The sequence below is a fragment of the Rhizobium anhuiense genome (assembly GCF_003985145.1).
Taxonomy (GTDB): domain Bacteria; phylum Pseudomonadota; class Alphaproteobacteria; order Rhizobiales; family Rhizobiaceae; genus Rhizobium; species Rhizobium anhuiense.
The window spans coordinates 146380-172910 of the sequence record NZ_ML133526.1 but is presented as its reverse complement, the minus strand read 5'-3'; the positions used below and the strand labels follow the sequence as shown (position 1 = coordinate 172910).

Here is a 26531-nt window from a genome sequence, read left to right as displayed (position 1 = left end):
GTCAGGCTCCAACGACGCTATCGAGTTCACGGTAATCCGGCAGGCTGCGGTCGATCACCTTGCCGCGACGAAGCACGACGCGGTCAGACTGCGGACGGGAAAGGAATTCACTCCAACGCCGCGCGCTGAAGAGCACGAGATCGGCCGGATCGCCGGCGGCGATGCGGCCCTTGTCCGGCCGTCCGACGATGGCGGCGGGCGAGGTGGTGACGACACGCGCCGCGGTATCGAGCGGGTGGTCGAGATGCAGAATCCGCACGGCCTCGCGGAAGACCTCCACCGGATCGAGATCGCCATAGGCATAGAAGGGGTCGCGGGTATTGTCGGAGGCGACCGCGGTCGCGACACCGGCGGCGGCCAGCTCGTGGAACAGGGTGACGCCGCGCCAGCGCGGGGTGCGGCCGGCATAGCGGTCCTGCAGATACATGTTGCACATTGGCAGCGCGATGACCGCTATGCCTGCCTTGGCGACCAGCTCGACCGTGCGCGCGGCGGTGTCTTCGTCCTGGCGGGCGAGCGAGCAGCAATGGCCGGCGGTCACCTTGCCCTCGAACCCGTTGCGCAGCACGGCCTCGGCGATCGCCTTCAGCGTCTCGGCGCCGCGATCATCCGTCTCGTCGACATGCAGATCGACATCCAACCCATGCTCTGCGGCAGTCCTGAAGAGCGTGTCGAGCTGCCAGATGAGCTCCGGCCCCATGCGCGTGACGCCGCCAAGCAGGCCGCCTGTTTGCCGGACGACGGTGACAAGATCGGTAAAAAAGGAGCTGTCCGCCATGGCGTCCAGCGGGAAGAGGGCGACGGCCTGCAGCGCGATCCTCTCCTTCCAGGCATCGCGGATTTCGGCAAAGACCTCGAAGGAGATGCGGTGCTGGGGCGCCAGCGAATCCAGATGGGTGCGGATCAGGCTGGTGCCGTGGGCATAGGCGGAGCGCAGCGAGAATTCCATGCGCCGTTTCACGTCCGCGGCCGACCAGTTGGCTTCCCGGTCGGCCCTGACGGCATCGAGCGCGCCCATGAAACTGCCGTCGGGATTAGCCTGACGCGGCCAGATATGGCCCTTGTCGAGATGGGTGTGGATATCGGCAAAACAGGGCCAGACCATGCCGTCCTTGAGATCGATCCTGGCATAATCGGCGGGTGCGGCGCCAGCCGGCCGGATGGCGGCAATCGTACCGTCGCTGATGACGATATCGACCGTGGCGAGTCCTTCCGTAACCGGCACGTCGACAGGCTCGACGGTGACGGCGGGCACCGTCGCATTGCTCAGCACGAAGCGGGCCGCATTTGGCGGGGATATGAAGGAATAGGTCATCAGTTTTCCCGTTTGATGCTGCTTTCATGCCAGCGGTGGAGGCTCAGCCAGGCGATGAGGGTGGTAAGGCCGAAAATGGCGACCCCAAGCATGGAGAGCATCAAGAGCGCAGCGAAGAGCCGCGGTATGTTCATCCGGTACTGCGCTTCCAGCAGGCGGAAAGCGAGGCCGGAGCCGGCGCCGGCGGAGCCCGCGGCAAATTCGGCGACGACGGCGGCGATCAGCGCAAGGCCGCCGCCGATGCGAAGACCGGTCATGAAATAGGGCTGGGCGGCTGGGATCTTCAGATGGATCAGCGTCTGCCAGCGCGAGGCGCCGTAGAGTTCGAAGAGGTTGATGAGGTTATGGTCGACGCTCTTCAGGCCCTGCACCATGTTTGACAGGATGGGGAAGAATGCGACGAGGAAGGCGCAGATGAGCAGCGCCACCTGCGTGGAGGGAGCGTAGATCAGGATCAGTGGCGAGATCGCCACGATCGGCGTCACCTGCAGGATCACGGCGAGCGGATAGAAGGCGATCTCGATCCAGCGTGATTGCACGAGAAAGATCGCAAACCCCACGCCGCCGATCAGCGCCAGTATCAGCGAGATGAAGGTAATCTGGGTCGTGACCCAGAGGGCAGGCGCAAGCGTACCCCAATCATTGACGAAGGCTGCCGCCACGGCGCCGGGTCCGGGCAGGATGTAAGGCGGTACGCCCGAGAGCACCACGTAAAGCTCCCAGATGATGATGAGCACGGTGATGACCAGGAAAGGCACGGCGATGCGCAGTGCCAGGTCGCGCCGCCCGACGTTCGCCGGTTTGGCGACGGGCAGGGATGCGACTTCGGCAGTTTGGATGCTTTCGACGCTCATCAGTGCTCCTCCGATCCGCCGATCGCCTCGATCAACGAACGCGAGGCCGTCTCGCAGGCCTGCCGATATTGTTCCGAGGTTCGATAATGCGAATCCCGCTCGAGGCTGGTCATCAGCGGAAAATCGGCATGCACGCGGCCGGGTCTCGCCTTCATCACCACGATCCGGTTGGAGAGGTAAGCGGATTCGAAGACCGAATGCGTCACGAAGATCACAGTGATACCCGTCGTCTGCCACAGCCGCAGCACGTCGTCGTTGAGCTTCTGGCGGGTGATTTCGTCGAGCGCCGCAAAAGGCTCGTCCATCAGCAGCAGCTTCGGCTTCGTCACCAGCGCACGGGCGATCGATACGCGCATCTTCATGCCGCCGGAAAGTTCTCGTGGATAGGCATCGGCAAAATCTTGAAGACCGACGGTCGCCAGCGCTTCCACAATCCGGTCACGGGCTTCCGCCTTTGAAATCCCCCGCAATTTCAACGGCAGGTAGACGTTGCCGAAGACGGTCTTCCACGGCATTAGCGTCGGCTCCTGGAAGACGAAGCCGATATCGCCCTCGGGCAGGCCTTTCGAATTGATGCGTGAACTCGGCCAGTCGATCTTGCCCGCGGTGACGTCGCCAAGGCCGGCGATGATGCGCAACGCCGTAGACTTGCCGCAGCCGGAAGGGCCGAGGAGGCTGATGAACTCGCCGCTTTCGACCGTCAGCGACATGCCTGAAAGCGCTGTCGTGCCGCTGGAAAAGACCTTCGACACCGATTGCATGACAACCAGCGGCCGCTTTTTCGTTTCCTTGGAAGGCGCCGCCTTGGTTTCGGCTAGGGACATATTCTCGCTCGTTTGTCGAAGGGATGCGGTCCGCCGCCAGGCAGGCGGCGGACCTGGCCTGGGAGGCTTATTTCTTCAGCGCCATTCCGGTGCCCTTGCACACGAACTTCGTCGTAAAGGCCTTGGTATAGTCGGTCTCGGTCTTGAACACCTTGATGGCGGTCATCTCGTCGAAGAACTTCTTGTAATGGGCGTCGGTAATGCAGCCGATGCCCTTGTCGAGGCTGTCGCCGGATTCGATGATGCCGTATTCCTTCATCTTGGCGATCGAATAGGCGATCTGGCCGTCGGTTATTTCAGGATTGTCCTTCTTGATCAGTTCGTTCGCCTTGGTGTTGTCGCCGTAGAGGTAGTTGTACCAGCCTTCGATCGAGGCATCGACAAAGCGCTGCACCACATCGGGCTTGCCGTCGAGCATCGCCTGCGTCGTCGTGATCATCGTCGAATAGGGCGAGTAGCCGTTGTCGGCGAGCAGGAAGACCTTCGGCTCGAAGCCTGCCTGTTTCTGGATCTCGTAGGGTTCCGATGTCAGGTAGCCCTGCTGGGCGGAGTCTTTGTCTGCGAGGAAGGGGGCGGGGCTGAAGTTATAGGGTTTGTACTGCTCGTCCTTGAAGCCTTTGAAGTTGGCCTTCATCCATTCGAAATAGGTGAGGTAGCCGTCCTTGCTGAGGAACAGCGTCTTCAGCTTGGCGAGGTCCTCGAACTTGTCGACGCCGTTATCCGGATGGGCGATCAGCACCTGCGGATCCTTTTGGAAGATCGCGGCGACATCGACCAGCGGAATGCCCTGCTCGACGGCGGAAATTTCTCCCTGCGGACCGCCCATGTAGAAATCGAGCTTGCCGGAGATCAGGAGCGCGCTGTTTGCCGCATTCGGGCCGCCCTGGACGATGGTGACGTCGAGGCCGTATTTCGCATAGGTGCCGTCGGCGACGGCCTGGTAGAAGCCGCCATGTTCAGCTTGGGCAAGCCAGTTCGTCCCGTAGCTCACCTTGTCGAGGGCAAGCGCCGGCGAGGCGGCGGCAAGCATCGCGGCAAGGCCGAGGCAGCTCAGGAATTGCGTCTTCGTCAGTGCTTTCAACATGGTCGGCAGTTCCCCTTTTTAACCGAAGGAAGCCTTGGTCGGCTCCCTTTTAAGGGAATTTGAGCCATTGCGTTGCGCTTTGAAAAGCATCAAAATTCGTGCGCATTGATGCCTTTTCGGCATCTGTCGGAAAGCTGAAGATAATTTGTGCGCCCTGCGTAAAATTTATGCACCGGAGAGATCATGCTGCACTCCAGACGCCTTCTTTACATCAACGAGATCGCCCGTTCCGGTTCGATCCGCAAGGCGGCCGCGCGCCTCAATGTTGCGTCATCGGCGGTCAACAGGCAGATTCTGGCGCTGGAGGAAGAGATCGGGGCGCCGCTTTTCGAGCGGCTGCCGCGCGGTTTGCGGCTGACGGCTGCCGGTGAACTCTGCATCGAACATATCCGGGACGTGCTGAAGAATTACGAGCGCCTGGAGGGGCGCATCCGCAGCCTCAAGATGCAGCAGGCTGGGAAGGTGCGCATGGTGACGACCGTCGGCCTTGCCGCCGGGCCGCTGCCCGAAATCATCGCGCGCTTTCTTTCAGAGCATCCACGCGTCTTCGTCCAGCTGCGCAACGATACCGGCGGCACGACGGCCAGCCCCGTTGTATCAGGCGAGGTGGATATCGGTCTCGGCTTCAATATCCCGGCCATGCCGGGGATCCGCACGCTCGGAAATTTCGATATCCCGATCGGTGTCGTGCTGCCGCCGGGCCATCACCTGATCGGTCCCGGGCCGATCAACCTTGCCGATGTCACGCAGGAAAAACTGGTTCTGGCGCAACCGGGCACCAGCCTGCGCGAGGTGATCAACCTTGCCTTTGCGCGCTTGCCCATCCCTGTCGAGCCGGTGCTGGAAACCAATGCATCGGAGATGCTGAAGCAACTCGTCAAATGCGGCACCGGGCTGACGCTGCTCAATCCGCTCGACGTCATCACCGAATGCCGGCGCGGCGAACTCGTCTTCCGTCCGATCGCCGAGCCGCATGCGCGTTACCAGCAGATGAAGCTGTTTGCGCGCGCCAGGGCGCCGCTCGACGCGGCCACCAGCCTTTTCGTCGAATATCTGCTCGCCGAACTGCTCGGCCTGGTGCAGGAATTGCAGGCCAAGGGCCATATCCCACCTGATACGAGATCCGCGGCCGAGCCTATTTCACATAGAGATTCGAAAGTGGATAGGCCTTGAGGTCTTCAAGCAATTCAACAAACCCCGTGACCTGATGGCGGCAGATCGCTTCGCCCTTTTCGGCGGTGGCGATCGAGGCATCGCCGACCACGCCGAGGGGGTTGAGGTCATGCGCGATCCAGGCCAGCGAATGCGGCGGCAGGGGCTGAAGATATTTGGATTGCTGCCGCATCCGTTCGGCCTTCGAGGCGAAATTCTCTGCCTTGTCCATACGCACCAAGTCGGGGCGGAAGTGCAGCATCAACGATGTCTCGACATCGCCGCCGTGAATGCCGTATCTGCTCTCGTGATCGCTGACCATGCCTTCCGGGTGGCCGAACCGGCCCCATTGCGTGGAGACCACCGCCATTTGATGGCGCACGCGCAGTTCACGCGCGACGATGCTCATGACGTCGACATTGCCGCCGTGGGAATTGACGATCACCATCTTCCTCAGCCCGGCTTCCGCAACCTTTGCGCCAATCGCCGTCCAGACGGGGATGAGCAGCTCTGCACTGAGCGACAGCGTGCCGGGGCCGTAAATATGTTCGTTGGCCTTGCCGATCTCCTGTGTCGGAAGGACCAGGATGTCCAGATTCTCCGGCCGCTGCCTCTTCAGCTCCGCCAGCATGCCGGTCGCGATGGCGACATCGGTTGCGATCGGCAGATGCGGGCCGTGCTGTTCCGTCGAGGCGATAGGCAGAACGGCAATCGTGGTCTCGGGGCAAAGGCCGGCAAAATCATATGTGTTGAGCTCGTTCCAGTAAAACGGCGTCGCCATCCGGTCGTCCCCTTTTCGTCACCTGTCTTGACAGGAAGTAGGGAATAACGATGAGCGCGAAAAGCATCATTTTGTGTGCATGGCGCTGCCTTTTCGAGTGCGCCAATACCCCAACTGCAGTTGCCTCCGGTGTGATGCTACCGGGATCTGAACCGGAAGGCCTCGACGAAGGCGCTGAAGGCCGGCGAGAAATGGCGGCGGCTGGGATAGTAGAGATGATAGCCTTGGAAGGTCGGGCACCAATCGGCAAGGACCTCCCGGAGCAAACCGGTTTCAACGTATCGTCGGATGAGGTCCTTCGGCAAATAGGCGAGGCCGACGCCGTCGAGGGCGGCATCGATCGCCGATCCGATATGGCTTAGGATCAGCTGGCCGTCGACGCGGACGCTGAACTCGCGTGCGTCCTTCTCGAATTCCCAGGCATAGAGCGCGCCCGAGGTTGGCAGCCGCAGGTTGACGCAATTGTGGAGGGTCAGGTCTTGCGGGCTTGCCGGCACGGAACGGCGGGCGAAATAATCGGGTGATCCGACCACGGCATAGGAGACATCGGGGCCGATGCGAACGGCCACCATGTCGCGTGCAACCGCCTCGCCCAGCCGAACGCCGGCGTCGAACTGACGCTCGACGATGTTCGTGAATCCGTTGTCGATAATGAGCTCCACGATGATATCAGGATAATCTCGCAAGAAGGCTGAGAGTCTTGGACGAAAAACCAACTCGATGGCGTCGTCGGGACATACGATGCGGACATGGCCCGAGGGCTTGTCGCGCAAGGCGCTGATTGCGCTGATCTCGGCGGCAATGATTTCGAAATGGGGTTCGATGCTCTCCACCAGGCGCTCCCCGGCCGCCGTCGGCGCGACATCCCGTGTCGTACGGGAGAGGAGGCGGACGCCGAGCCGTTCTTCCAGTGCCCGGATCGTATGGCTGAGGGCCGAGCGGGTGACACCCAGCTTGGCGGCCGCGCGCGTGAAGCTCCGCTCTCTGGCCACTTCGAGAAACGCCCGCATCTCGGTGAATTCGTCGCGCCGCATTGGTGAATCTCCTTCATCACAACATGCAGATTATAGCCGCTAGTCTGTCAAAACCAATCCGGCTATCTCATTCCGCAATGGACAGGAGAACGCGGAATGACCATCGAACTGACATTGGATGAGGCTGTTCCGGCCGACAGCACCGTTACTCCATGGGCTGCGGTCACCTGCCTCTCGCTTCTGACCTTTCTCCTGGTGGGGCTGGAGTTCATGCCGGTGAGCCTTCTGACGCCGATCGCCCAGGATCTGGCCATCTCCGAAGGTCAGGCCGGACAAGCGATCGCCGTCTCTGGCCTTTTTGCGGTGATCACCAGTCTTTTCGGCAACGCGTTTTTGGCAAGGCTCGACCGGAAAACGGTCGTCCTGCTCTATACGGCGGTGCTGGTCGCTTCCAGTCTGGCCGTGGCTCTTGCTCCGAACTTCCTCGTCTTTCTGGTCGGGCGGGCGCTGGTCGGCATTTCGATCGGCGGCTTCTGGTCGCTGTCGACAGCCATCCTGGCACGCCTGGCTTCTGGAGTCGACCTGCCCAAGGCTATCGCCTTGCTCCAGGGCGGCACCGCATTTGCGGTCGTCATCGCTGCGCCCCTCGGTAGTTTCCTCGGCGGGCTGATCGGATGGCGTGGCACCTTCTTCATCACGGTTCCGATAGGTCTGGCTGCGCTCGTATGGCAATTGGCCGTCCTGCCGAAGATGCCGGCAACGGCAGCGGTCTCGGTTGCCAGAATCTTCGGACTGCTGCGCAATCGCAGATTCGCGATCGGGATGGCGGCGACCAGCCTCGCTTTCATCGGCCAGAACGCACTGTCGATCTATCTGCGCCCATTCCTCGAAAGCGTCACGGGCGTTGAATTGAACGGACTGTCGATGATGCTTCTCGGGCTCGGCATTGGCGGCCTCGCGGGAACATCCATTGTCGGCTTCGTCCTCCGGCGGCATCTTGCCGCCCTGCTGATCGGATTGCCGAGCGGGCTCGCGATGCTTGCCCTTCTGCTGATTGCCCTCGGTCCCTTCACGGCCGTCACAGCAGCCTTGCTGGTGCTGTGGGGGTTCTTCACCACCCCTATTCCGGTGGCCTGGAATACCTGGATGACACGCATCATTCCCGGCGAACTTGAAGCCGGCGGTGGGCTGCAGGTGGCATTGATCCAATTCGCCATCGCCAGTGGCGCCTTTGCGGGCGGGGTGCTGTTCGACACTGCCGGCTGGTGGAGCGCCTTCCTGCTCGCCGCCTTCCTGCTCGCGGGATCAGCCCTGCTCGCCGCTCTGGCGAGCCCTCGCACTTAACCTTCCGAATTCGACAAAGGAGATCGGCATGTCTCAGGGCATTGAAAACAAAGTCGTCGTCATCACAGGCGCAAGCAGCGGGCTTGGCGAGGCCACGGCACGCCATCTGGCCGAGCGCGGCGCTCTCGTCGTCCTCGGTGCGCGCCGAAGCGGGCGCATCGATGCGCTGGCGAGCGAGTTGACCGCTAGAGGCTATAAGGCCAAGGCCGTTTCCACCGACGTCACCGACCGGAACCAGGTCAAGAAACTGGTGGACACTGCGGTGGAGGAGTTCGGCCGCATCGACGTGATGCTGAACAATGCCGGTCTGATGCCGCTTGCACCACTCGAACGGCTCAAGATCGATGAGTGGGACCGTATGATCGACGTCAACATCAAGGGTGTACTTTATGGCATCGCCGCAGCGCTTCCGCACATGAAGGCCCGGAAATCCGGGCACATCATCAATGTCTCGTCCGTCTACGGTCATGTGGTCGACCCCGGTGCCACCGTCTATTGCGCCACCAAATTTGCCGTGCGCGCCCTGTCCGAAGGCCTGCGGAAGGAAGTAAAGCCCTACAATATCCGCACGACGATCATTTCTCCCGGCGCAGTCAGTACCGAACTGCTCGAGCATATCAGCGAGAAGGATATCCAGGCCGGCACGAGGGAATTCGTCAGCAAGATCGCGGTCGGTGCAGATACCTTCGCCCGCACCGTCGCGTTCGCGGTGAACGAACCCGACGACGTCGATATCAATGAGATCCTGTTTCGGCCGACTGCTCAGCCGGTCTGACGGAGTGCAGTCATGTCGACATCCTCATATCTGACGCGCCGTGCGCTCCTCGGCGCAACCTTCGCAACCGCAACCCTGCCGTATGCGGCCAAGGGACAGGAAGGCCGGGATCCAGCGAGCCAAGTACCGACCGATGTCAGAATCCGGATAATCTTCAACGGCATGACCATGACGGCGACGCTCTACGACAATCCGTCGGCGCTCGACCTCGCTTCGATGCTTCCCCTGGATCTCAAGATCGAAGACTACGGCAAAAACGAAAAGATCGTCTATCTCCCGCGCAAACTCACCGAGGAAGCTACCGGTCCCTTCGACAACGAGCAGCCGGGTGATCTCTGCTACTTCAAGCCATGGGGCAACCTTGCCCTGTTTTATGCCGATTACAGCTGGGACGGGTTGATCCGGCTCGGTCGATTTGATAGCGGCTTCGACCCGCTGCTGGTACGCGGCGAATTCCCGGTCCGCATCGAACGGATATGACGAGGGGTTCACGGCTGAGGACTTCGTTTCAGTTCCTTCCGCCGGCAGGCCACGTGTTCAGCCAGTTGCGCTTCTTCACAGCACCGGTCGCGGCACGCCCCAGTCGTGCTGACCCTGAACTGGTCCGACACTTGGATGCAGGGCACGCCCACAGATCCGTCGACACATTCAGGCGTGAGGTGTCGCGCGATGCCTGGCATCTATCCTGAAACGCTTCTTGATCCTGTCGACGGGCGTCCCGTCTTGAAGCGGAACCTGGACCAGCCGGTCATAGGTCTCGAAGCCCATCTTGGCATAATAGGCAAGACCGCTGACATTGTCGGCCCGAATGGTGGCATTGATGAAGTCGAGCCCGAGTTCCTCCGCTGCGGCCCGGGTTGCGGGAAAGAGCGCGCTGCCGACGCCTGGAGCCTTTGGGTTCATACGGGCGAAGGTCCCGATGTCGGCAAAGCCTTTCGGCGGATCGCCGTATAGGCTGAGCGACTGAAAGCCGACAAGCGACCGATCATGCTCCGCGACATGGCAGAGAAGAGGAAACTCGCCGTCGATGAACCAGTCCACGAACTCGGCAGCCGAAAGCGGTGTCTCGAGTGCTGTTGTTCCCCCAGCCCGGATGATCTCGTTGAGGAGCTCGCTCAGTTCCGCTGCGTCGGCAGAAACTGCCTTTCGAATATGCATGTTCTTGGCGACCTCCAGACTGACGGCGTATTGGCGAAGTTGGAGATTACAAATCGCCATTTCGTCCGCAAAGGCAATTGTGGTTCGACGGTTCCTCCGGCCTCTTATGTTCAGGCGTTCAAACGCTGTTGCGTCTGTCGGTCGAAGAAGTGAACCTTTGATGTTTCGAAGGAAAGCTTCACCTGCTGTTCGGGCGCCAGTTCGACACGTTCGCGAACGACCCATGTCAGCTCCCTGCCGTCGAGGTCCACGGCGACATGAGTTTCCGACCCGGTGGGTTCGACCACCTTGACCACCGCGTCCACGCCGTTCTCGCCACCGAAGCTGATATCTTCAGGACGAATACCCAGCGTCATCGGTCTGTTTGCCGAATTAACGGGAGCCCGCGAGAGCGGCACGCGGGAGCCGCCCGGCAGCGACAATACCGGGTTGCCGGCATCTTCGATGGTCCCCTCGAGAAAATTCATCGCCGGGGAACCGAGGAAACCGGCGACGAAGATGTTGCGCGGTCTGTCGTAGAGTTCGAGCGGACTGCCGATCTGTTCGACGCGGCCGCCGTGCAGCACGACGATCTTGTCGGCCATGGTCATGGCCTCGATCTGGTCGTGGGTGACGTAGACGATGGTGGTCTTCAGGCGCTGGTGCAGGGCCTTGATCTCCGCCCGCATCTTCACCCGCAGTTTTGCGTCCAGATTGGAGAGCGGCTCGTCGAAGAGAAAGACTTTCGGATCGCGGACGATGGCGCGACCCATGGCGACGCGCTGGCGCTGCCCGCCGGAAAGCTGGGCGGGCTTGCGGTCGAGTAGCGGCTGCAAGCCGAGAATGGCCGCAGCCTCGCCGACCTTCTTGTCGATCTCAGGCCGCTTGGCTCCGGCGAGCTCAAGGGCAAACCCCATGTTCTGGGAGACCGTCATCTGCGGGTACAATGCGTAGTTCTGGAAGACCATCGCGATATCGCGATCCTTCGGCTGCAGATTGTTCACCACCCGGCCGTCAATGCTGATCTGGCCGGCGGTGATGTCCTCGAGCCCGGCGATCATGCGCAGCAATGTCGACTTGCCGCAGCCGGAAGGGCCGACGAGAATGGTGAATTCGCCATCCGCGATCTCGACGTCGACGCCGTGAATGATATCGACCGTGCCGAAGGACTTCTTGACGTTTCTGATGCTTAAACCTGACATCCCGGACCCTCTCGATTAGCGCTTCCTGCGCACACGCAAAGCCTGGTACGGCTTGCGCGGGATTTTCACGCCGAAGGCCGCGTCCGGCTTGCCGCCGCGCACGACCGAGCCATGGCGCGTCGGATGCGGAACGGGAGCCTCGACTTTCTCGGCCGGCGTGATCGTCATCTCCCAGGTGTCGATGATATCGACATCGTAGTCGTCGCCATCAACCGGCAGGCCGGTGGACCAGATCACCGGCTGATGCTCGCCGAAATAGATCAGGCGGAAATCGCCGTCGCCGTCACGCGCGCCGGAGACGCGCGACCACGGCCATTCGCCGATGATGCCGAGCGGTTCGAGACCGTGCTTGACGTCGGCCTCCAGGAGGTCCCGGAGGAAGCCGATGCGCTTCCATGCTTCGCCGCGCAATTCGCCACCCTTGGCCCACCAGATCAGATCCTCGGGGTGAGAATAGGTTTCGCCGTGACCGGCATAGCCGCCGCGCGCCATGGTGATCCAGAAACGGTGCACCAGCTCCCTCGGATGGAGATTGCCCCATGACTGCAAGATGTCGCCCTCATACTCGGGCTCGTCGTTGACGACGGGCTTGCCATAGGCATCGCGCCATTCCTGGGTCCGCTTGACGTCGGGGTTCTGGATGCAGGTGTGTGTCACCCACGGTTTGCGGTGATCGAAATTGGCGGTCACGTCGCCATTATGGATGGACCGCAGATGCTGGTAGGGGTCGTTTTCCTCCAGAATGTGGAAGTAGCGGTCCCACTGCTCCATCGGTTTCGTGTCGATCAGGAAATCATATTCATTGGCGAGCGACCACCAGACGTTCCGGTAGGCGGCAAGACGGGCGGCCAGATATTCGACATAGCGGAAATCCTGCGCGGCCGACATGTCCGCATAACCCCAGCGGTCATAGGGGTGGAAGATGATGATATCGGCCTCGATGCCGAGGTCGCAGAGTGCGGCGACCTGCTTTTCGAAGTGCTGGAAGGCGGCGGGGTTGGGCCGGTCGAAGTCTTCCTTGCCGTCGGAGCCGCGTTCGAAGCAGGCATGCAACGGCTCGTTGACGTTATAGGGATAATCCTTCGGAAACACGCCCATGCGCATCTTGTTGAAGCGCGCCGTCTTCAGCGTCTCCAGCGTCTGCTTCTGCATGTCGAACGGTTGATGCGTCCAGGCGTAGCAGGTCGTTCCGAAGGAGAGGAACGGCGTGCCGTCGGCATAGGCGAAATGGAATTTGTTGCGCACGCGCACCGGGCCGTGATTGCCGGCCGAAGGTGCGGTCGCGGCCAAAACACCCGTCTTGCCGTCGAGGGCCGCGGTCTTGGAGCGCGTCTGGAACGACCACTCGCCTTCGCTATCGGGCATGAAGCGAATGCGGTAGGTGCCGTTACCATCATAGAAGCCCGGCACGCGGACTTCGCGGCTCTTCTGGGTGAAGACGGCATCGAATGCTACGTCGAGATAGGGATTGCCGCCGGCAGGCCCTTCGAAGGAGGCCTCGAACACACCCCATTTTTCGACTGTTGCATCGGACATTCTGTCTCTCCTCGTAGAATGATTTTGTGATCAGCCTTTGACGGCGCCGGAGGTGAGGCCGGAGACGAAGTAGCGCTGGAACATGAGATAGACGATCGTCGCCGGCAGCACGGTCATGACGATCGCCGCGTTGAGCTGGCCGTAATTGCTGGAGAACTGCCCCTGAAACGACATCAGGCCGAGCGGCAGCGTCCACATGTGCTGGTCCTGAAGCAGCACCAGCGCCATGGCGAATTCGTTCCAGGTGGAAACGAAGTCGAGGATGAGCAGTGCGGCGAGGACGGGCAGGCATACCGGCAGAAAGATCCGCCGGAAGATGACGAAGTGGCTGGCGCCGTCGATCAGCGCTGCCTCCGATAGCTCCTTCGGAATGCCCTTGAAGAAGCCGTGCAGGATGAAAACCTGATAGGGAACGCCGAAGGCGATGTAGGGAAGGATGACGCCCGGATATGTGTCGATGAGGCCGAAGGAATTGACCAGGGTGAAGAGCGGCGCAAGCATCACCTGGAAGGGGATCATCGTGCCGAACACGACGAGCAGCAGCAGCGCCTTGGTGATCTTCAACTTGATCTTGGCAAGGGCATAAGCGGCCATCGCCGACAGGAACAGGCCGAGCGGCACCTTGATGACGGTGATGATGACGCTGTTGAAGAAGGAGTTTGCGAAATTGCCGCGGCTCCATGCGGCGCCATAGTTTTCGAAGGCAAGCTCGGCCGGCGGCATGAAGGCGCCGGTGCTCGTCACCGCCGCCGGCGTCTTCAGCGAGGTGAAGACGATGAAGACGAATGGCGCGACCCAGACGAGCGCCACGATGACAAGCGTTGTCCAGAGGCCGATCAGAACGGGATCGCGCTTCATCGACGATGGTTGGGCTTCGAGATGCACGGCGGCATGGTCGGTCGGCACTGCTGTCACGATTCGACCTCCTCGTGCTTCTGGGTCCATCTGAGATAGGGAATGACGACGGCCATGGTGATCAGCAGCAGCACGACGGATATTGCCGCACCTCGTCCGAAATCGAAGATCTGCATGGCCTGCGTGAACGCCCAGAGCGCCAGCATCTGGGTGGACTGCGCCGGACCGCCGCCCGTCAAACCGTAGACGATGTCGAAAGCCTTCAGCGACGAGATGACGGAGAGAACGAGGACGATGGTGATCGTCGGGCGCAACGCCGGCAATGTCACATGTTTGAACACCGCCCAGCGGCCGGCGCCATCGATGCGCGCCGCTTCGACGAGCGTCTGAGAGACGTTCTGCAGGCCGGCCAGGAATAGAACCATCGAGAAGCCGACCGTCTGCCAGAGATAGGCGACGAAGACGGAATAAAGCGCGATATCCTTATTGCCCAGCCAATCCTTGATCCAGACCTGCATGCCCCAGGAGGTCAGCAGTTGGGCGAACAGGCCGAAGAAGGGATCGTACATCCACTTCCACATGGTGGCGACGGCGATCGGCGCGATGATCACAGGCAGATAGAAGATGGCCCTGAGGCCATTGCGGCCGAATATTTTCTGGTTGAGGCTGAGCGCCAGCAGCAGTCCGACCAGCGGCGGAAAGATCAGGCTCATCACGGTCCAGATCACCGTGTTGCGGAACGCCACCCAGAAGACCGGATCTTTCGTGAAAATCGCCGAATAGTTCGCAAGGCCGACGAATTGCCGATTGGGATCGAGCCCGTTCCACTTCTGGAAGCTCAGGATCACGACGTTGAGCATCGGGTAGAGCGCGAAGACCGCATAGATCGCCAGCGCCGGCACGAGCAGGATGAGCGCTTGCACGCGCGGATCATGTGTCGATTGTCGAAGTGACATGCTTTCCTCCTGGCAGTGAAAAGCCGCTGCCAGCTGATGAAAGAATGTGCCAGCCGATCAACTCAGAGGCCGATCGACTGGCGCTTGGGAGGGATCAGCTTCTGCTGGCGATGAAGCTCTGCAACTGCTTGGCCGCCTCGGCCGGTTCGGTGCTGCCGGAAGCGACATCATTGATGACGCGGAAATATTCCGTCGTGACATCGAGCGGGAAGGCCTGGTCGCCGTTCATGTAGACCTTGCCGTATTTCTGGAAGATGCCCAGCCATTCGGCTTCGAGCGGCTTCTGATTGGCATACTGGACGTTCTTGTTGACGGAGGTCGAGCTCAACTGGCCGAGCAGATCCTGCTGCACCTTCGTCGACAGGAAATAGTCGAGGAATTTCGCCGCTATGTCGGGGTTCTTGCTCTTGGTGCTGATGTAATTGTACTCGGCAAAGCCGTAGAGACGGTCGGTATTTGTGGGGAAGGGGAAGATGCCGTAATCGTCGAGATTGGCGCCGGAGCCGTTGAGTTGGCTGACCAGCCAGTCGCCTTCGAGCATCATCGCTGCACGACCGGCCGTGAAGAGGCTGTAGGACTGTTTGTTGTCGATGCCCATGAACGGCTGCAGCGTATAGTCCTTCGTCCACTTCGCAAACTCCGCGAAGGAATCCGTCGCGCAGGGTTCTTTGGTCCAGTCCAACGTCATCGCCTTCAGCGCGTCGTGCTTTTCGGCGCCGCACTTGGTTTCGAGGATAACGTCCATGAGGCGCATGACGTGCCAGTTGACCGTGCCGCCAAAGGTGAAGGCGGGGATGCCCGCGGCCTTCAGCTTATCGGCCGCGGCAAGGAGTTCCTCGTAGGTCTTCGGCTCTTCCTTGATGCCGACCTGTTCGAAAAGCTTCTTATTGTAGTAGACGGCTTCGCCCTTGAAGGTGAAGGGAACACCGTGCTTGCCGCCGGTATAGAGGTCGGCGAAAGCGGCAGCCGACGGCAGCAATTCGTCGTTCCACTTATACTCGGTGTAATACTCGTCGAGTGGCAGCGACAGGCCGGCCTTCACATACTCGCCGCCGAGGCCGAGACCCGCCCAGCTGAAATAAATGTCGGGTCCTTTGTCCGAGCCCGCGGCGACGCGGAGCGCGGTCTTGTGTTCATCGACGGCGCGCTGAACGATCTCGACATGCGTTCCGGGATTTGCAGCTTCGAAGTCCGTCGCCACCTTCTTCAGGGCCGTATTGGCAGCATTATTGTCGAAGTTGAGGGTCCAGAGCGTGATGTCTTCAGCAAGAACCGGTGTTGCCGAAAGTGACGCCATGGCGATCGCAACGATGCTCGCAGTCTTCAATTTCGCAGAAAGGGTCAGCATTACCGTCCTCCTCTTGTAAGCCGGGACCCTTTTTGCAGATAGTCATTGACATGTCAACTGGTATGATGAGCTAACCATCGTGCCGTCGAGCAAATTTGGCTATCGCGGCGATGATGATGACCGCCGATGCCGCACCGGGATCGATGTGCCCGATAGCCCGGTCTCCCAATCGCGAAGCCCGTCCTTTCGCTGCCGTCATGTCTTTGGTTGCGTCACAGCCGACGCGGGCTGCATGCACTGCCATGACGAGGCATTCGGGAAGCGGCTTTCCTGTCCCCCACGCATCAAGTGCCGCGTCGGCCGCGGGCTTCCAGGCGTCGACCATCGTCTTTTCACCGGCTTCGGCCTTTCCGCGTTCCTGGATTCCCGTCGCCATGGCTGCGAAAACGCGGACGAAATCGTCATCGGTCAAGGTCTGCCTGTCCTTGGCTGCGGCCGCGGCGCGCATGAAGGCCGTGGCATATAAGGGGCCGGACGAAGCGCCGACCGCATTCAGGAATGCCTTTGCCGCAACGTTGAATAGCAGCGTCGGTGCTGTTTCCACATCGAGCGCGCCGACCGCCTTGGCGGCAGCCTGACAGCCTCCGTCCATGGCAAGGCCGTGATCGCCATCGCCGATGGCGCCGTCGAGCTCGCAAAGATGGTCGCGCTCTGCCGCGATATCCTCGGCAATCCCGGCAAACAGCTGTTGCAGGTCTTTTGTGGTAATCGTCATGATCACCTCGCAAACATCGCGCAATCGCACGGGTGGTCGATCAACCGCTGAAGCTCGTCGTCGAGATGCATGACGGTGATCGAGGCGCCGGCCATTTCGAGCGAGGTGCAATAGTTGCCGACGAGCGACGTGTGGATGACGAGCCCGGCATCGTCGAGTCGGGACTTCACGCGCCGCATCATGATATAGAGTTCCATCAGCGGAGTCGAACCCAGCGAGTTGACAAGCAGGGCGACACGATCGCCTGGGTCCGCCTTCATCTCCCGAAGCATGCTGTCCATCAGCTCGTCGGTCACGGCATCGGCCGACCTCAGCGGCTCGCGCGCCATGCCGGGCTCTCCATGGATTCCCATGCCGATCTCCATCTCGTCCTCGCCGATCAGGAAGTTCGGCCGGAGGGTCTGGGGCAGCGAACAGGGAGAGAGCGCCACACCCATCGTATAGGTTCGTGCATTGGCATGGCGGGCGGCGCGCTCGACATCGTCGAAAGAGTAGAGAAGATCGCAGGCCGCGCCGGCCGCCTTGAAGATGAAGACGTTGCCCGCCACGCCACGTCGCCTGTCCCTCTGATCGGCAGGAGCGGACGCCACGTCATCTGTGGTCAGGACGGTGCGGACCTCGATCTCGTCGAGCGCCAGCATCTCGGCGGCCATGTCGAAATTCATCACGTCGCCGGCATAATTGCCGTACATGAACAGGACGCCGGCGCCGCCGTCGACCGCCTTGGCGCAGGCGATGATCGGATCGGGCGGCGGCGAGGCGAAGACATTGCCGATCGCGGCGGCATCCGCCAGCCCCTTGCCGACAAACCCCAGAAAGGTCGGCTCATGCCCGGATCCGCCGCCGATGACCAGGCCGACCTTGCCTTTGCGCGGTCCGTTTCTGGCAATGATCGCGCGGGGCATGTCTTCGACTGCGTAAAGATGGCGTGGATGCGCCGCGAGGATCCCTTGCAGCATCTCATCGACGGCATCTGCGCCGGAATTGATAAGCTTCTTCGTCTTCACGCCGATCCTCCCCAGTGAACTCCGATTGCATAGATGCGGCCGATGCGCCGGAGGTCAATCCGCCAGCGGCAAGGCCACGGTGGCGAAGGGTGCGAGCAGCAGATCCTTCCCCGATGCGCGGTAATCGACCCTTCGCTCTCCGCTCGTCAGATTGACGACGTGGAGCCTGTTTCCTGCGGCGTCCCGCGCAACGAAAGACAGCACTTCGGAGGGCGAGGACGAGATGCATTCCTGCCAGAATGCACCAGCCAAGGCGGACAAAGTCCGCACCGCATTGAACAGCGGACGCCGCCCACCCTGCTCGATCGGCTCGGCCGGACCGGCAATCAGACCGAACGGACCGGTCAAGGCCGAGAGCGTCAGGCATTCGAGACCGGCATCCAGCACTCTGATTGCGTAACCGAGTGCGAAAGCTTCCGCGAAACGGCCGTTGTGGCGGGGGTCGCGGTTGGCCATGGGTATGCGTGCGCCCATGGGATTATCCATTGTGCGGCTGCCATAGGGGTTCTGCCGCATCGGGATCGTCGAGGGGCCGATCCGGTAGGGCTTGTCGCCGTAGATGGCACGAACGGAGCGGGTGATGAAGGGCAGCGCTTCCAATGTCTGCATGACGCTGAGATCGTCGGCCGCATGCACGATGGGGTTGGTGCAGTGGCTGACGAAGTCGAGCTGCCCATCCGGGACGCGCTTGCGGTTGAGTTCGGTGAAATAGCTCAGCATGCCGCCGCCGATGCGCATACCGGGAAACGTGGCGCGGGCCACGCCATAGATCTCTTCGAGCGGCGGGCAGTCCGGCCATTGGCTGCCGGGCGGCGTCGATTGCCGGTCGACGGATGGCGAGATCATGATCGCATCCGGCTTGAATGCCGCCAGCTGCATTTGGTGGGCGATCTCGGCCGCCTCGCTTGCCGGCGACGATTTGCAGGGGAGCGCGATCTCCAGCGTCGAGCGACCGCGATGGACGGCGGCGATCGCGGTAAAAGTCTTCAGTGCTTCGGCGGCGTGCCCGGCATTCGGATCGAAATGAAAGAGGAGTTCACGAGGCGCGATCTCCGACAGGACGGCCTTTGCCGTGAGCGTCGCATCGGCCTCCTCAGGCGTCACGATCACGCCGATATCGGGCATGATGCCATTCCGCTCTCCAAGCTTGAGTTTTATCGCGCCGCCCAAGGTCGCAGGCGCGAAGCGCGGTGCGGAATACCTGGTGTCTCTGATAACAAGCGACGTCTTTTGCCGGACAGGTTGGTTGGCAGAGATCTGGTAGGGCCAGGGCAGAGCGAGCGGCCTGACATATGTCTTATAGGATGCGTCCGACCAGTTTCTTTGATCTTCCATTTCAAAGGTGTCGCCCTCCATCCGGCATTCAGCCTGAACGTCAGGCATGACCTGGTGGGTGATGGCGCGCATGTCCTTGAATGGTTGCCAGGGTTCGATGACATCGGGGAACCGTGTCGTCACGATCTCCCCGTCGACATGCTCGACCTTCGCCGGCGAACCCGCCACGCCGACGATTGGATGCAGGATGCAGAAGCCGCAGCGGTTGGTCTCGAAGCCGGTCTCGGTCATGGCTTCGGCCTCGAAATCGAGCCGGTCCTGATATGCCGCGATGCGAACATCGATGACGAGCCTCGTTTCGCCGGGTCCCTCGCAGCGGGCCTGATAAGCGACTTCGAAACGGTCTTCCTTCTGCTCGATGCTGAGATCGACGATTTCAGGGCTGTAGGTGCCCCAGTCCCGGTCGCGAACGAGATAAGAAATCGCCCGTAGCACCTCGATGCCGTCGTAGCGGATCGCGCGGAGGTTGCCATCGGCGAGGTCGGCGGTCAGCTTTCCGGCCCTCAGCCGAACCGGCGGCCTCTCGACCAGGTGGGTGCCGTAGAGCTGGAACGCATTGATCGTCATCGCAGCATCGCTCCGACATCGATCGTCTGTCCCCTGGCAGCGCTGTCATAGGCGGCCTCGACGAGGGCGAAGGTCTTCAGATTATCGGCCCCCGAGGTCGAGTGCTCCGCGCCGCGCTTGATTTGATCGACCCAATGCTGCTGGATCGCATAGACGCTCTCCTGGATGTTGTGCCAAGGCCGCGAGGCCCAGGACAACAACTTCGGAGAGACATCCACTGTGGTGGTGCCCCTGCCGTGGGCGATTTCAAGGCGGTAGCCCTGGGTCAGGCGGATCGTGCCCTCGGAGCCGTCGAGCTCGATCAGCGTTTCGGGAAACGGCTCTTTCGAGAGCTTGGTGGCGTAGCTGACGTCGACCACCGAGGTGGCGCCGTTTTCATGATCGAGCAGAATGGTTGCGACATCCTCGCCCTTGATCTTGGGATTGACCCGTTTGGTGCGGGCCGTGAGTGATCTGATATCGCCGAGGATATAGCGGGCGATATCGAGCGTATGAATGCCGAGATCTTCGATGATGAAGCGCTCGCCTTCAGCAAGATACGGCTGGCCGGAGAAGACGTCGTAACCCGAGCGGAAGGAGAAGCGGCCCCAGAAGGGCGTGCCGATGGCGCCAGCATCGAGCGCCTTGCGGACCGCCTGGATCGGCGTCTGCCAGCGAAAATTCTCGTGCACCATCAGGGCCACGCCGGCATTGCGGCAAGCCTCGACCATCGCCTTTGCATCCGACAGCGTCTTGGCGAAGGGTTTCTGGCAGATGGCCGGCACCTTATTCACTGCGGCCATTTCCACCAGAGCGCGGTGACTCTGGACCGTCGTGGCGATGTCGACGAAATCGAAGCCGCCATCGGCCAACATGGCCTCGGCATCGCGGTAGCGGCGATCGATACCGAACTGGTCGCCGACGACCTTCAGCCGCTCCGGATCGCGATCGCAGATCGCGACGATGTCAGCACCTTCGACGTCTTTCCAGGCGTGCATCTGGTTGATCGCGAAGAAACCGCAGCCGATCAAAGCCCCCTTGAACTCGGTCATCTCAGCCTGCCTTTGCCATCTGCATGAGGGTGACGCGCTGCTGCAGGCGCCGCTGGGCCTGATCGACCACGACGGCAATGATGATGACGAGGCCCTTGATGACCATCTGCCAGAAGGAGGAGACGCCCATCATGACAAGCCCGTCGGAGAGGATGCCGATGACGAAAGCGCCGATGATCGTGCCGCCGATCGTGCCGCGGCCACCCGACATCGAGGTGCCGCCGAGCACGGCTGCGGCAATCGCATTGAGCTCGAAGCTTTCGCCGGTCGCCGGATGGGCGGCCATCAGTTCGGAGGAAATGACGACGCCGACGATGGCGGCGCAAAGTCCGGAAAACATGTAGACGAAGATCTTCACCACATCGACCCGGATACCGGACATGCGCGCGGCCCGCTCATTGCCGCCGACGGCGAAGATATGACGGCCGATCGGCGTCGAGCGGGCGACATAGGCGGCCGCGAGTGCCAGCACGATCAGGATCCAGATCGACACCGGCAAGCCGAGAATGCGCCCCGCGCCGAAGAAGTCGAAACCGGTCGTGGCATATTCGGGCCGGCCGACGAGGTTCGGAAAGGTCTGGCCGTCCGATGACAGCAAGGCGAGACCGCGGGCGACATAGAGCGTGCCGAGCGTGGCGATGAAGGGCGCGACGTTGAGTTTGGTGATCAGCAGGCCGTTGATAAGGCCGATGACGAGACCGATCGACAGCGTGATCAGCACGATCTCGAAGAGGTTGAAATAGATCGTGTAGCCGATCGGCAATTCGATACCGTAAAGGATCAGGCCGCCGGCGACCATGCCGCACAACCCGACGATCGATCCGACGGAAAGGTCGATGCCGCCGGTGATGATGACGAAGGTCATGCCCATCGCCAGGAAGGCGTTCAGCGCCACATGCTTCGACATCAGGATCATGTTCGCCGTCGAGGTGAAGTTCGGCGCGAAGATCGCAAAGAAGATGATCACGGCGAAAAGCGCGATGAAGGTCCTGAGCTTCATCAGCGTCAGAAGCGCCGAGCCGTTGGCGCCTTTCGGCGCAAGAGTGGTTGACGTAGCCGCCATCATGACGCGAGTTTCCCTTGATGTCCGTGTCCCTTGGCCGAAGCCGCGATGATGGCTTCTTCCGTCGCCTCGTTCCGGTCGAAGACGGCGACCAGCTGGCCGTTGCTCAAGACCGCGATGCGATCGGAAAGCGCCATGACCTCCTCGAGGTCGGAGGTCGAAAACAGAATGGCGAGCCCGTTTGCCGCCAGCCGCCGCATGGTGCGGAAGACGTCGGCCTTGGCGCCGACATCGATGCCGCGGCTCGGCTCGTCCATCAGCAGCACTTTCGGATTGGTCATTAATGCCTTACCGATAACGACCTTCTGCTGGTTGCCGCCCGACATCGAGGTCACCTCGAAATCCGGGTTCGGCGCCTTGATCGAAAGATCGCGGATGGCCTCTTGGACGGCGATCTTCTCGGCACCGCTGTCGATATGGAAGAGCCGGGTAAAGCGGCCAAGGCTCGCCAGCGTCAGGTTGGAAGCGATCGAGAGCACCTGGACCAGACCCTCGCGCTGCCGGTCTTCCGGAATGAGCGCAAGGCCGCGGCGGATGCGCCGGGTGGTGTCGCGGGCGCGAACCTGCTTGCCCTCGATGAAGATCTTGCCGGTCGAGTGTGCGTGGCGGCCGATCACACACTCGAAGAATTCGCTACGTCCCGCACCCATCAGGCCGTATATGCCGAGGATTTCTCCCGCCTTGACCGACAGCGAGACATCGTTGACCGACAGCCCGCCCGTCGGTCTGGGAAGGCTGATGTTTTCGGCGCGAAAGACCTCGGCGCCAACGGCATGGGTGACGGATTTTGCAAAGTCCTTGGCATCCGAGCCGATCATCGAGCGAACGATCCAGCGCGTATCGATGTCGCGCATCATCGCCTCGCCGGTGACCTGGCCGTCACGCAGCACGGTGATATAGTCACCGATCCGCATCAGCTCTTCGAGCCGATGTGAGATATAGACGATCGCAACTCCTTGAGCCTTCAGTTCCGCGATCACCTTGAACAGGATGTCGACTTCGGCCGCCGAAAGCGCCGACGTCGGCTCGTCCATGATCAGGATCCGGGCATTCAGCGACATCGCCTTGGCGATTTCGACGAGTTGCTGCTGGCCGATCGGCAGATCCTCGACCATCGTGTCCGCCTCGATCCCGGCATCCAGGCGCTTGAGAAAGCCATCGGCCTTTTGCACCTGCGCCTTGTGGTCGATGCCGAGCAGGCCGCGGGTGATCTCGCGCCTGGCGAAGATGTTCTCGGCGACCGACATGTTGGCGAAGAGATTGAGCTCCTGGAAGATCATGCCGATGCCATGCGCCTGCGCTTCCGCTGGGCTGTCGAAGGAGACGGGTTCACCGTCGAGGATGATGCGGCCATGCGTCGGACGCTCGACGCCGGCGATGATCTTCATCAGCGTCGACTTGCCCGCGCCGTTTTCGCCGACGAGCACGTTCACCGCACCGCGGCGCAGTTCCAGATTGGCGCGCTTGACGGCGACGATGCCCGAATAGACCTTCGACACGTCGTCAAGGCGCAGGATGACATCATCCTTTTGTGCCTCTGGAGCCGTCATGAGCCCACCCTCAATTCCGAAGGTGTCACGAGCGGCAACTCGCCGCTTTTCGGCAGCGGAAAGGCGCCGATCACGGTCACCGTCTTACCGGCGAGGTCCTCGCGCGGGACGGCCGACAGGAAGGCCGAGTTGGCCTTCTCGTTGAACGCCTTGCCGAACTGCGCCCATTCGATCTGGTTCTTGAATTCGTTGAAATTGACGAAGTCCAGCGTGTCGCGGAGCGCCGTGCCGCGGAGCGCCGGCCCGATCTGGACCTTTGCATCGGCCTTGCCGTCGCCATCGGCGTCGACATCGAGCGTTGCCGCGCGCGAAGCCGTATCGGCCGCCACGACCTTGCCGGTGATCTTCACCGCATAGGTCCATGGCGAACTGCTCTGCTTGCGGGGATTGCCGTATTTCTCGCCCGCGGCATCAGGGCTGGAGGCAGCCAGTTGCATGACGTCTTTCAGGTCGCCGGCGCGCTTTTCGAAATAAGGCACGACCTCGGGCTGCCAGATCGCCTCGACCTTTGCATTCGGGTCGAAGGCGGTCTTGGCCGCTGCCGCCGCCTTTTCCTCCGGCGTCGGCGTTTTGATGATCTTGCAACCGGGCAAGGCCGCCGCCACGACGGCAGCGATGAGGGCGCCCTTCATTCTCAACATGCTGTGAACCTCGACGTCTTGCGAAATGCATTGCAGAGGGCGCGGCCGCGCACCCTCTGCATCTCGCGGCTGATCAGTTCGTCAGCGCGAAGGTCTCGAGCTTGCCGGAGTTGTCGGCGTTGATGAGAACGCAATCCATCAACTGCTTCTCTTCCTTTGGCGCCGTCTTGGTCTTGATGTAGGCGTCTGCTTGTTCGACCGCGAGCTGGGCCTGGGCATAGGCGGGCTGCAGCACCGTCGCCTTGATGCCGCCCGACTTGATGGAGTCCCGCACGTCGTTGGAGCCGTCGAAGCCGACGACGATCACGTCCTTGCGGCCGGCCGCCTGCAGTGCTGCGATCGCACCCATGGCCATGGTGTCGTTGCCCGAAATGACGCCCTTGATGTCGGGATTGGCCTGGAGGATGGTTTCCATCTTCGAATAGGCTTCCGTCTGGCTCCAGTTGGCCGACTGCTTGGCGACGGACTTCAGGTCCGGGTAGTCGTCGATGACGTCGTGGTAGCCTTGCGAGCGGATGCCGGCATTGGTGTCGGACTCCTTGCCGACCAGCTCGACGTAATTGCCCTTCTCGCCCATCAGCTTGACGAATTCCTGCGCCCCGAGCTGCGCGCCTTGATAGTTGTTCGAGACGATCTGGGCGACGGCCACGCCCGTCGCATTGATTTCGCGGTCGATCAGGAAGGAGGGGATGCCGGCATCCTTGGCCTTCTTGACGGCCGCGACGGAGGCGTCGGCTCCGGCATTGTCGAGGATGATCGCCTTGGCGCCGCGCCCGATTGCCGTGTCGATCATTTCCGACTGCTTGTTGGCGTCGTCATCATGGGTCATGAGCAGCGTCTCGTAGCCGAGTTCCTTCGCCTTGGCTTCGGCGCCGACGGCTTCGGCCTTGAAGAAGGGATTGTCATGCGCCGGTGTGATGATGGCGATGAGATCGGCCGCAAAGGCCGGCATGGCCGTTCCCAGCGCCAGGGCGCCGGCGAAAGCCGCAAGTGTCAGTCTGCGCGTCAGTTTCATTTTTTCCTCCCTGTTGTGAATGAAGCTCCGTCTCCTCGGAGCGGTTGCCCGGTCTCCCGGAGCAGTTGAGGAGGAGGGCTTGCCTCCTCCAAGCCGAATTCAGGTGATGCGCCGGATGCTTTCGGCGATCTCCTGCGGTTCGAATACTTTCTTCCAGTCGTCGCGCATCAACGCCGGGATGCCGAACTCGATCGCCTTGTTGCAGGCATCCGAGAACACCCCGTCGACTTCCTTGAAGATGACGGCGCCGAGCACGTTCATATGGCCGAGCAGGAAGTCGCGGGCGGCCTGTTCCGGCACGCCGCGGGCCACGCATTCGTCCATGGCCTGGCGCATGATGACGAGCAGCGATGCGCAGACAGTTTCCGACAGGCCGGGTTCGAGCATGGCGAGTTGGTCGACCGTGACGCGGTGCGAGCGCATGACCGGAGCCCAGATGAGCTTGGCGATTTCCTCGCCAAGCGCATAGGCGCTTTCGGGACCCTGCATCAGCGCCGAAACGATGTGCTGCTTGGCGAACAGGCCGCCGAAATGGTCCTTCTTGGCCTGCATGTCGGTCTCGTCGTTGAAGATCGGCGGATGGCAGGGATGAGTGACGAAATAGGTGAGGTCGTCACGCTTCGGCAGGTGGCCGGCAAAGGGAGCCGCAGCATCCAGCGCGATCACCATGGTGCCTGACCTGAGCTTGTCGACGATGCCTGCCGCGACTTTGCCGATCGCCGTGTCCGGCACGGCAAGGATCACCACATCGGCGCCATCGAGTGCGGCATCGACTGGCACGCAATCAAGACCGAGATCGTTCTTCAAGCGGGCCTTGCCCGCGTCGCTCACCTCGACATGGCGCACTTGGAATCGTGAGCCTTTGAGATTTTTGGCAAGCCGATATCCCATTTTTCCGCCTGCGCCGAAGAGGGCAATCTGAGTCATGTTTCCTCACCTTTTCCGTTTGGATAGGATCATATACTGGTATGATGAGTCAATCACCATATCACTGCTTAATCTGTCGCCATCAATGTTTTTCGGCGTCGAGCCGGTCGATCGCCTGCACATTTCCGGCCGAGGGGCCGTCAGGGTCGAATTCCGATGCAAGCCAGACATCGACGATCGATTTCGCCAGCTCCGGTCCGATGACGCGCGCCCCCATCGTGATGATCTGGGCGTTGTTCGATTTTACCGCGCGCTCCGCCGAATAGGTGTCGTGCGTCAGCGCGGCACGGATGCCCGGAACCTTGTTGGCGGAAATGCAGACGCCGATGCCGGTTCCGCAGATCAGGATGCCGCGTTGATGTTCGCCGTTGACGATCGTCTGCGCGAGGCGCTGCGACAGGTCGGCGTAGAAGCCGGACTGGCTGAGATCATGAACTTCCAGGTCGGTCTTGTGCGCGAGATGGGCGGCAATGACATCCAGCAGCGGTTTGCCTGCGCTGTCCGCGCCGATTGCGATCTTCATAGCAGTTTCCTTTCGCTCGC

At 61.4% G+C, this 26531-nt stretch carries 26 protein-coding genes; 4 read left to right on the top strand and 22 right to left on the bottom strand.

Annotated elements, in window-relative coordinates:
• Nucleotide 1: 1 nt before the first annotated feature.
• The 4 genes from EEQ99_RS17710 to EEQ99_RS17695 form a co-directional block, all read right to left on the bottom strand.
• A complete protein-coding gene (locus EEQ99_RS17710) occupies nucleotides 2-1315 on the bottom strand; it encodes a cytosine deaminase (protein WP_127430823.1) in 1314 nt (437 codons plus the stop codon).
• Nucleotides 1315-2169 carry an ABC transporter permease gene (locus EEQ99_RS17705; RefSeq protein WP_047616733.1) on the bottom strand — a complete coding sequence of 285 codons (855 nt, stop codon included), beginning with the start codon at nucleotides 2167-2169 and terminating at the stop codon, nucleotides 1315-1317. The genes EEQ99_RS17710 and EEQ99_RS17705 overlap by 1 nt, the downstream gene beginning before the upstream one ends.
• Nucleotides 2169-2993, bottom strand: coding sequence for an ABC transporter ATP-binding protein (locus EEQ99_RS17700; protein ID WP_127430822.1), 825 nt, complete (start codon nucleotides 2991-2993; stop codon nucleotides 2169-2171). The genes EEQ99_RS17705 and EEQ99_RS17700 overlap by 1 nt, the downstream gene beginning before the upstream one ends.
• 67 nt (nucleotides 2994-3060) lie before the next feature.
• Nucleotides 3061-4077, bottom strand: coding sequence for an ABC transporter substrate-binding protein (locus EEQ99_RS17695; protein WP_047616737.1), 1017 nt, complete (start codon nucleotides 4075-4077; stop codon nucleotides 3061-3063).
• Nucleotides 4078-4260: 183 nt separating this feature from the next.
• Between EEQ99_RS17695 and EEQ99_RS17690 the strand changes: the two genes are divergently transcribed.
• Nucleotides 4261-5250: a LysR family transcriptional regulator gene (locus EEQ99_RS17690; protein WP_028756733.1), complete on the top strand. Its 990-nt coding sequence runs from the start codon at nucleotides 4261-4263 to the stop codon at nucleotides 5248-5250.
• Here the strand turns inward: EEQ99_RS17690 and EEQ99_RS17685 are convergent.
• Together EEQ99_RS17685 and EEQ99_RS17680 are read right to left on the bottom strand one after the other, a co-directional pair.
• A complete protein-coding gene (locus EEQ99_RS17685; protein ID WP_047616739.1) occupies nucleotides 5213-6010 on the bottom strand; it encodes a creatininase family protein in 798 nt (265 codons plus the stop codon). The two genes, EEQ99_RS17690 and EEQ99_RS17685, sit on opposite strands and share 38 nt — an antisense overlap.
• 137 nt (nucleotides 6011-6147) lie before the next feature.
• A complete protein-coding gene (locus EEQ99_RS17680; protein WP_127430821.1) occupies nucleotides 6148-7044 on the bottom strand; it encodes a LysR family transcriptional regulator in 897 nt (298 codons plus the stop codon).
• Nucleotides 7045-7140: 96 nt separating this feature from the next.
• Here EEQ99_RS17680 and EEQ99_RS17675 point away from each other — a divergent pair, with 96 nt between their 5' ends.
• The 3 genes from EEQ99_RS17675 to EEQ99_RS17665 are packed head-to-tail and all read left to right on the top strand — an operon-like array spanning nucleotide 7141 to nucleotide 9583.
• Nucleotides 7141-8328 (top strand): MFS transporter, encoded by a 1188-nt coding sequence (locus EEQ99_RS17675; RefSeq protein WP_127430820.1) that lies wholly within the window; start codon nucleotides 7141-7143, stop codon nucleotides 8326-8328.
• Nucleotides 8329-8356: 28 nt separating this feature from the next.
• Nucleotides 8357-9103: an SDR family oxidoreductase gene (locus EEQ99_RS17670; RefSeq protein ID WP_028756737.1), complete on the top strand. Its 747-nt coding sequence runs from the start codon at nucleotides 8357-8359 to the stop codon at nucleotides 9101-9103.
• Between the two features lie 12 nt (nucleotides 9104-9115).
• Nucleotides 9116-9583, top strand: coding sequence for a cyclophilin-like fold protein (locus EEQ99_RS17665; protein WP_127430819.1), 468 nt, complete (start codon nucleotides 9116-9118; stop codon nucleotides 9581-9583).
• A 168-nt stretch (nucleotides 9584-9751) separates the two neighbouring features.
• Here EEQ99_RS17665 and EEQ99_RS17660 read toward each other — a convergent pair whose 3' ends face one another.
• From EEQ99_RS17660 to derI, 16 genes are all read right to left on the bottom strand, one after another.
• A complete protein-coding gene (locus tag EEQ99_RS17660) occupies nucleotides 9752-10261 on the bottom strand; it encodes a GNAT family N-acetyltransferase (RefSeq protein ID WP_127430818.1) in 510 nt (169 codons plus the stop codon).
• A gap of 110 nt (nucleotides 10262-10371) precedes the next feature.
• The gene (locus EEQ99_RS17655; RefSeq protein ID WP_028756740.1) at nucleotides 10372-11442 is read right to left on the bottom strand and encodes an ABC transporter ATP-binding protein; all 1071 of its coding nucleotides are present in this window, start codon (nucleotides 11440-11442) and stop codon (nucleotides 10372-10374) included.
• Nucleotides 11443-11457: 15 nt separating this feature from the next.
• The gene (locus tag EEQ99_RS17650) at nucleotides 11458-12978 is read right to left on the bottom strand and encodes a DUF5060 domain-containing protein (RefSeq protein ID WP_063474068.1); all 1521 of its coding nucleotides are present in this window, start codon (nucleotides 12976-12978) and stop codon (nucleotides 11458-11460) included.
• A 30-nt stretch (nucleotides 12979-13008) separates the two neighbouring features.
• The gene (locus EEQ99_RS17645; protein WP_174824465.1) at nucleotides 13009-13893 is read right to left on the bottom strand and encodes a carbohydrate ABC transporter permease; all 885 of its coding nucleotides are present in this window, start codon (nucleotides 13891-13893) and stop codon (nucleotides 13009-13011) included.
• Nucleotides 13890-14789, bottom strand: a complete 900-nt coding sequence (locus EEQ99_RS17640) for a carbohydrate ABC transporter permease (RefSeq protein WP_127430817.1) — start codon at nucleotides 14787-14789, stop codon at nucleotides 13890-13892. The genes EEQ99_RS17645 and EEQ99_RS17640 overlap by 4 nt, the downstream gene beginning before the upstream one ends.
• 94 nt (nucleotides 14790-14883) lie before the next feature.
• The gene (locus tag EEQ99_RS17635) at nucleotides 14884-16137 is read right to left on the bottom strand and encodes an ABC transporter substrate-binding protein (RefSeq protein WP_127430816.1); all 1254 of its coding nucleotides are present in this window, start codon (nucleotides 16135-16137) and stop codon (nucleotides 14884-14886) included.
• A gap of 70 nt (nucleotides 16138-16207) precedes the next feature.
• Nucleotides 16208-16852 carry a dihydroxyacetone kinase subunit DhaL gene (gene dhaL, locus EEQ99_RS17630; protein WP_127430815.1) on the bottom strand — a complete coding sequence of 215 codons (645 nt, stop codon included), beginning with the start codon at nucleotides 16850-16852 and terminating at the stop codon, nucleotides 16208-16210.
• Nucleotides 16853-16854: 2 nt separating this feature from the next.
• Nucleotides 16855-17859 carry a dihydroxyacetone kinase subunit DhaK gene (locus tag EEQ99_RS17625; RefSeq protein ID WP_063474072.1) on the bottom strand — a complete coding sequence of 335 codons (1005 nt, stop codon included), beginning with the start codon at nucleotides 17857-17859 and terminating at the stop codon, nucleotides 16855-16857.
• 54 nt (nucleotides 17860-17913) lie between these two features.
• Nucleotides 17914-19761 carry a D-apionate lactonase gene (gene apnL, locus EEQ99_RS17620; protein ID WP_063474073.1) on the bottom strand — a complete coding sequence of 616 codons (1848 nt, stop codon included), beginning with the start codon at nucleotides 19759-19761 and terminating at the stop codon, nucleotides 17914-17916.
• Nucleotides 19758-20792, bottom strand: a complete 1035-nt coding sequence (locus EEQ99_RS17615) for a Gfo/Idh/MocA family protein (protein WP_127430814.1) — start codon at nucleotides 20790-20792, stop codon at nucleotides 19758-19760. Before EEQ99_RS17615 ends, apnL begins: the two co-directional genes overlap by 4 nt.
• Nucleotide 20793: 1 nt before the next feature.
• On the bottom strand, nucleotides 20794-21858 hold the full coding sequence (locus EEQ99_RS17610; RefSeq protein WP_028757638.1) for an ABC transporter permease: 1065 nt from the start codon (nucleotides 21856-21858) through the stop codon (nucleotides 20794-20796).
• On the bottom strand, nucleotides 21855-23405 hold the full coding sequence (locus tag EEQ99_RS17605) for a sugar ABC transporter ATP-binding protein (RefSeq protein WP_063474075.1): 1551 nt from the start codon (nucleotides 23403-23405) through the stop codon (nucleotides 21855-21857). Before EEQ99_RS17605 ends, EEQ99_RS17610 begins: the two co-directional genes overlap by 4 nt.
• Nucleotides 23402-24046 (bottom strand): DUF2291 family protein, encoded by a 645-nt coding sequence (locus tag EEQ99_RS17600; protein WP_028757643.1) that lies wholly within the window; start codon nucleotides 24044-24046, stop codon nucleotides 23402-23404. Before EEQ99_RS17600 ends, EEQ99_RS17605 begins: the two co-directional genes overlap by 4 nt.
• A 73-nt stretch (nucleotides 24047-24119) precedes the next feature.
• Entirely contained in the window at nucleotides 24120-25061 is a 942-nt protein-coding gene (locus EEQ99_RS17595) for a D-ribose ABC transporter substrate-binding protein (protein ID WP_028757644.1), read from the bottom strand.
• Nucleotides 25062-25160: 99 nt separating this feature from the next.
• A complete protein-coding gene (locus EEQ99_RS17590) occupies nucleotides 25161-25988 on the bottom strand; it encodes a phosphogluconate dehydrogenase C-terminal domain-containing protein (RefSeq protein WP_127430813.1) in 828 nt (275 codons plus the stop codon).
• Nucleotides 25989-26070: 82 nt separating this feature from the next.
• A complete protein-coding gene (gene derI, locus EEQ99_RS17585) occupies nucleotides 26071-26511 on the bottom strand; it encodes a D-erythrulose-4-phosphate isomerase (protein WP_127430812.1) in 441 nt (146 codons plus the stop codon).
• Between the last annotated feature and the right edge of the window lie 20 nt (nucleotides 26512-26531).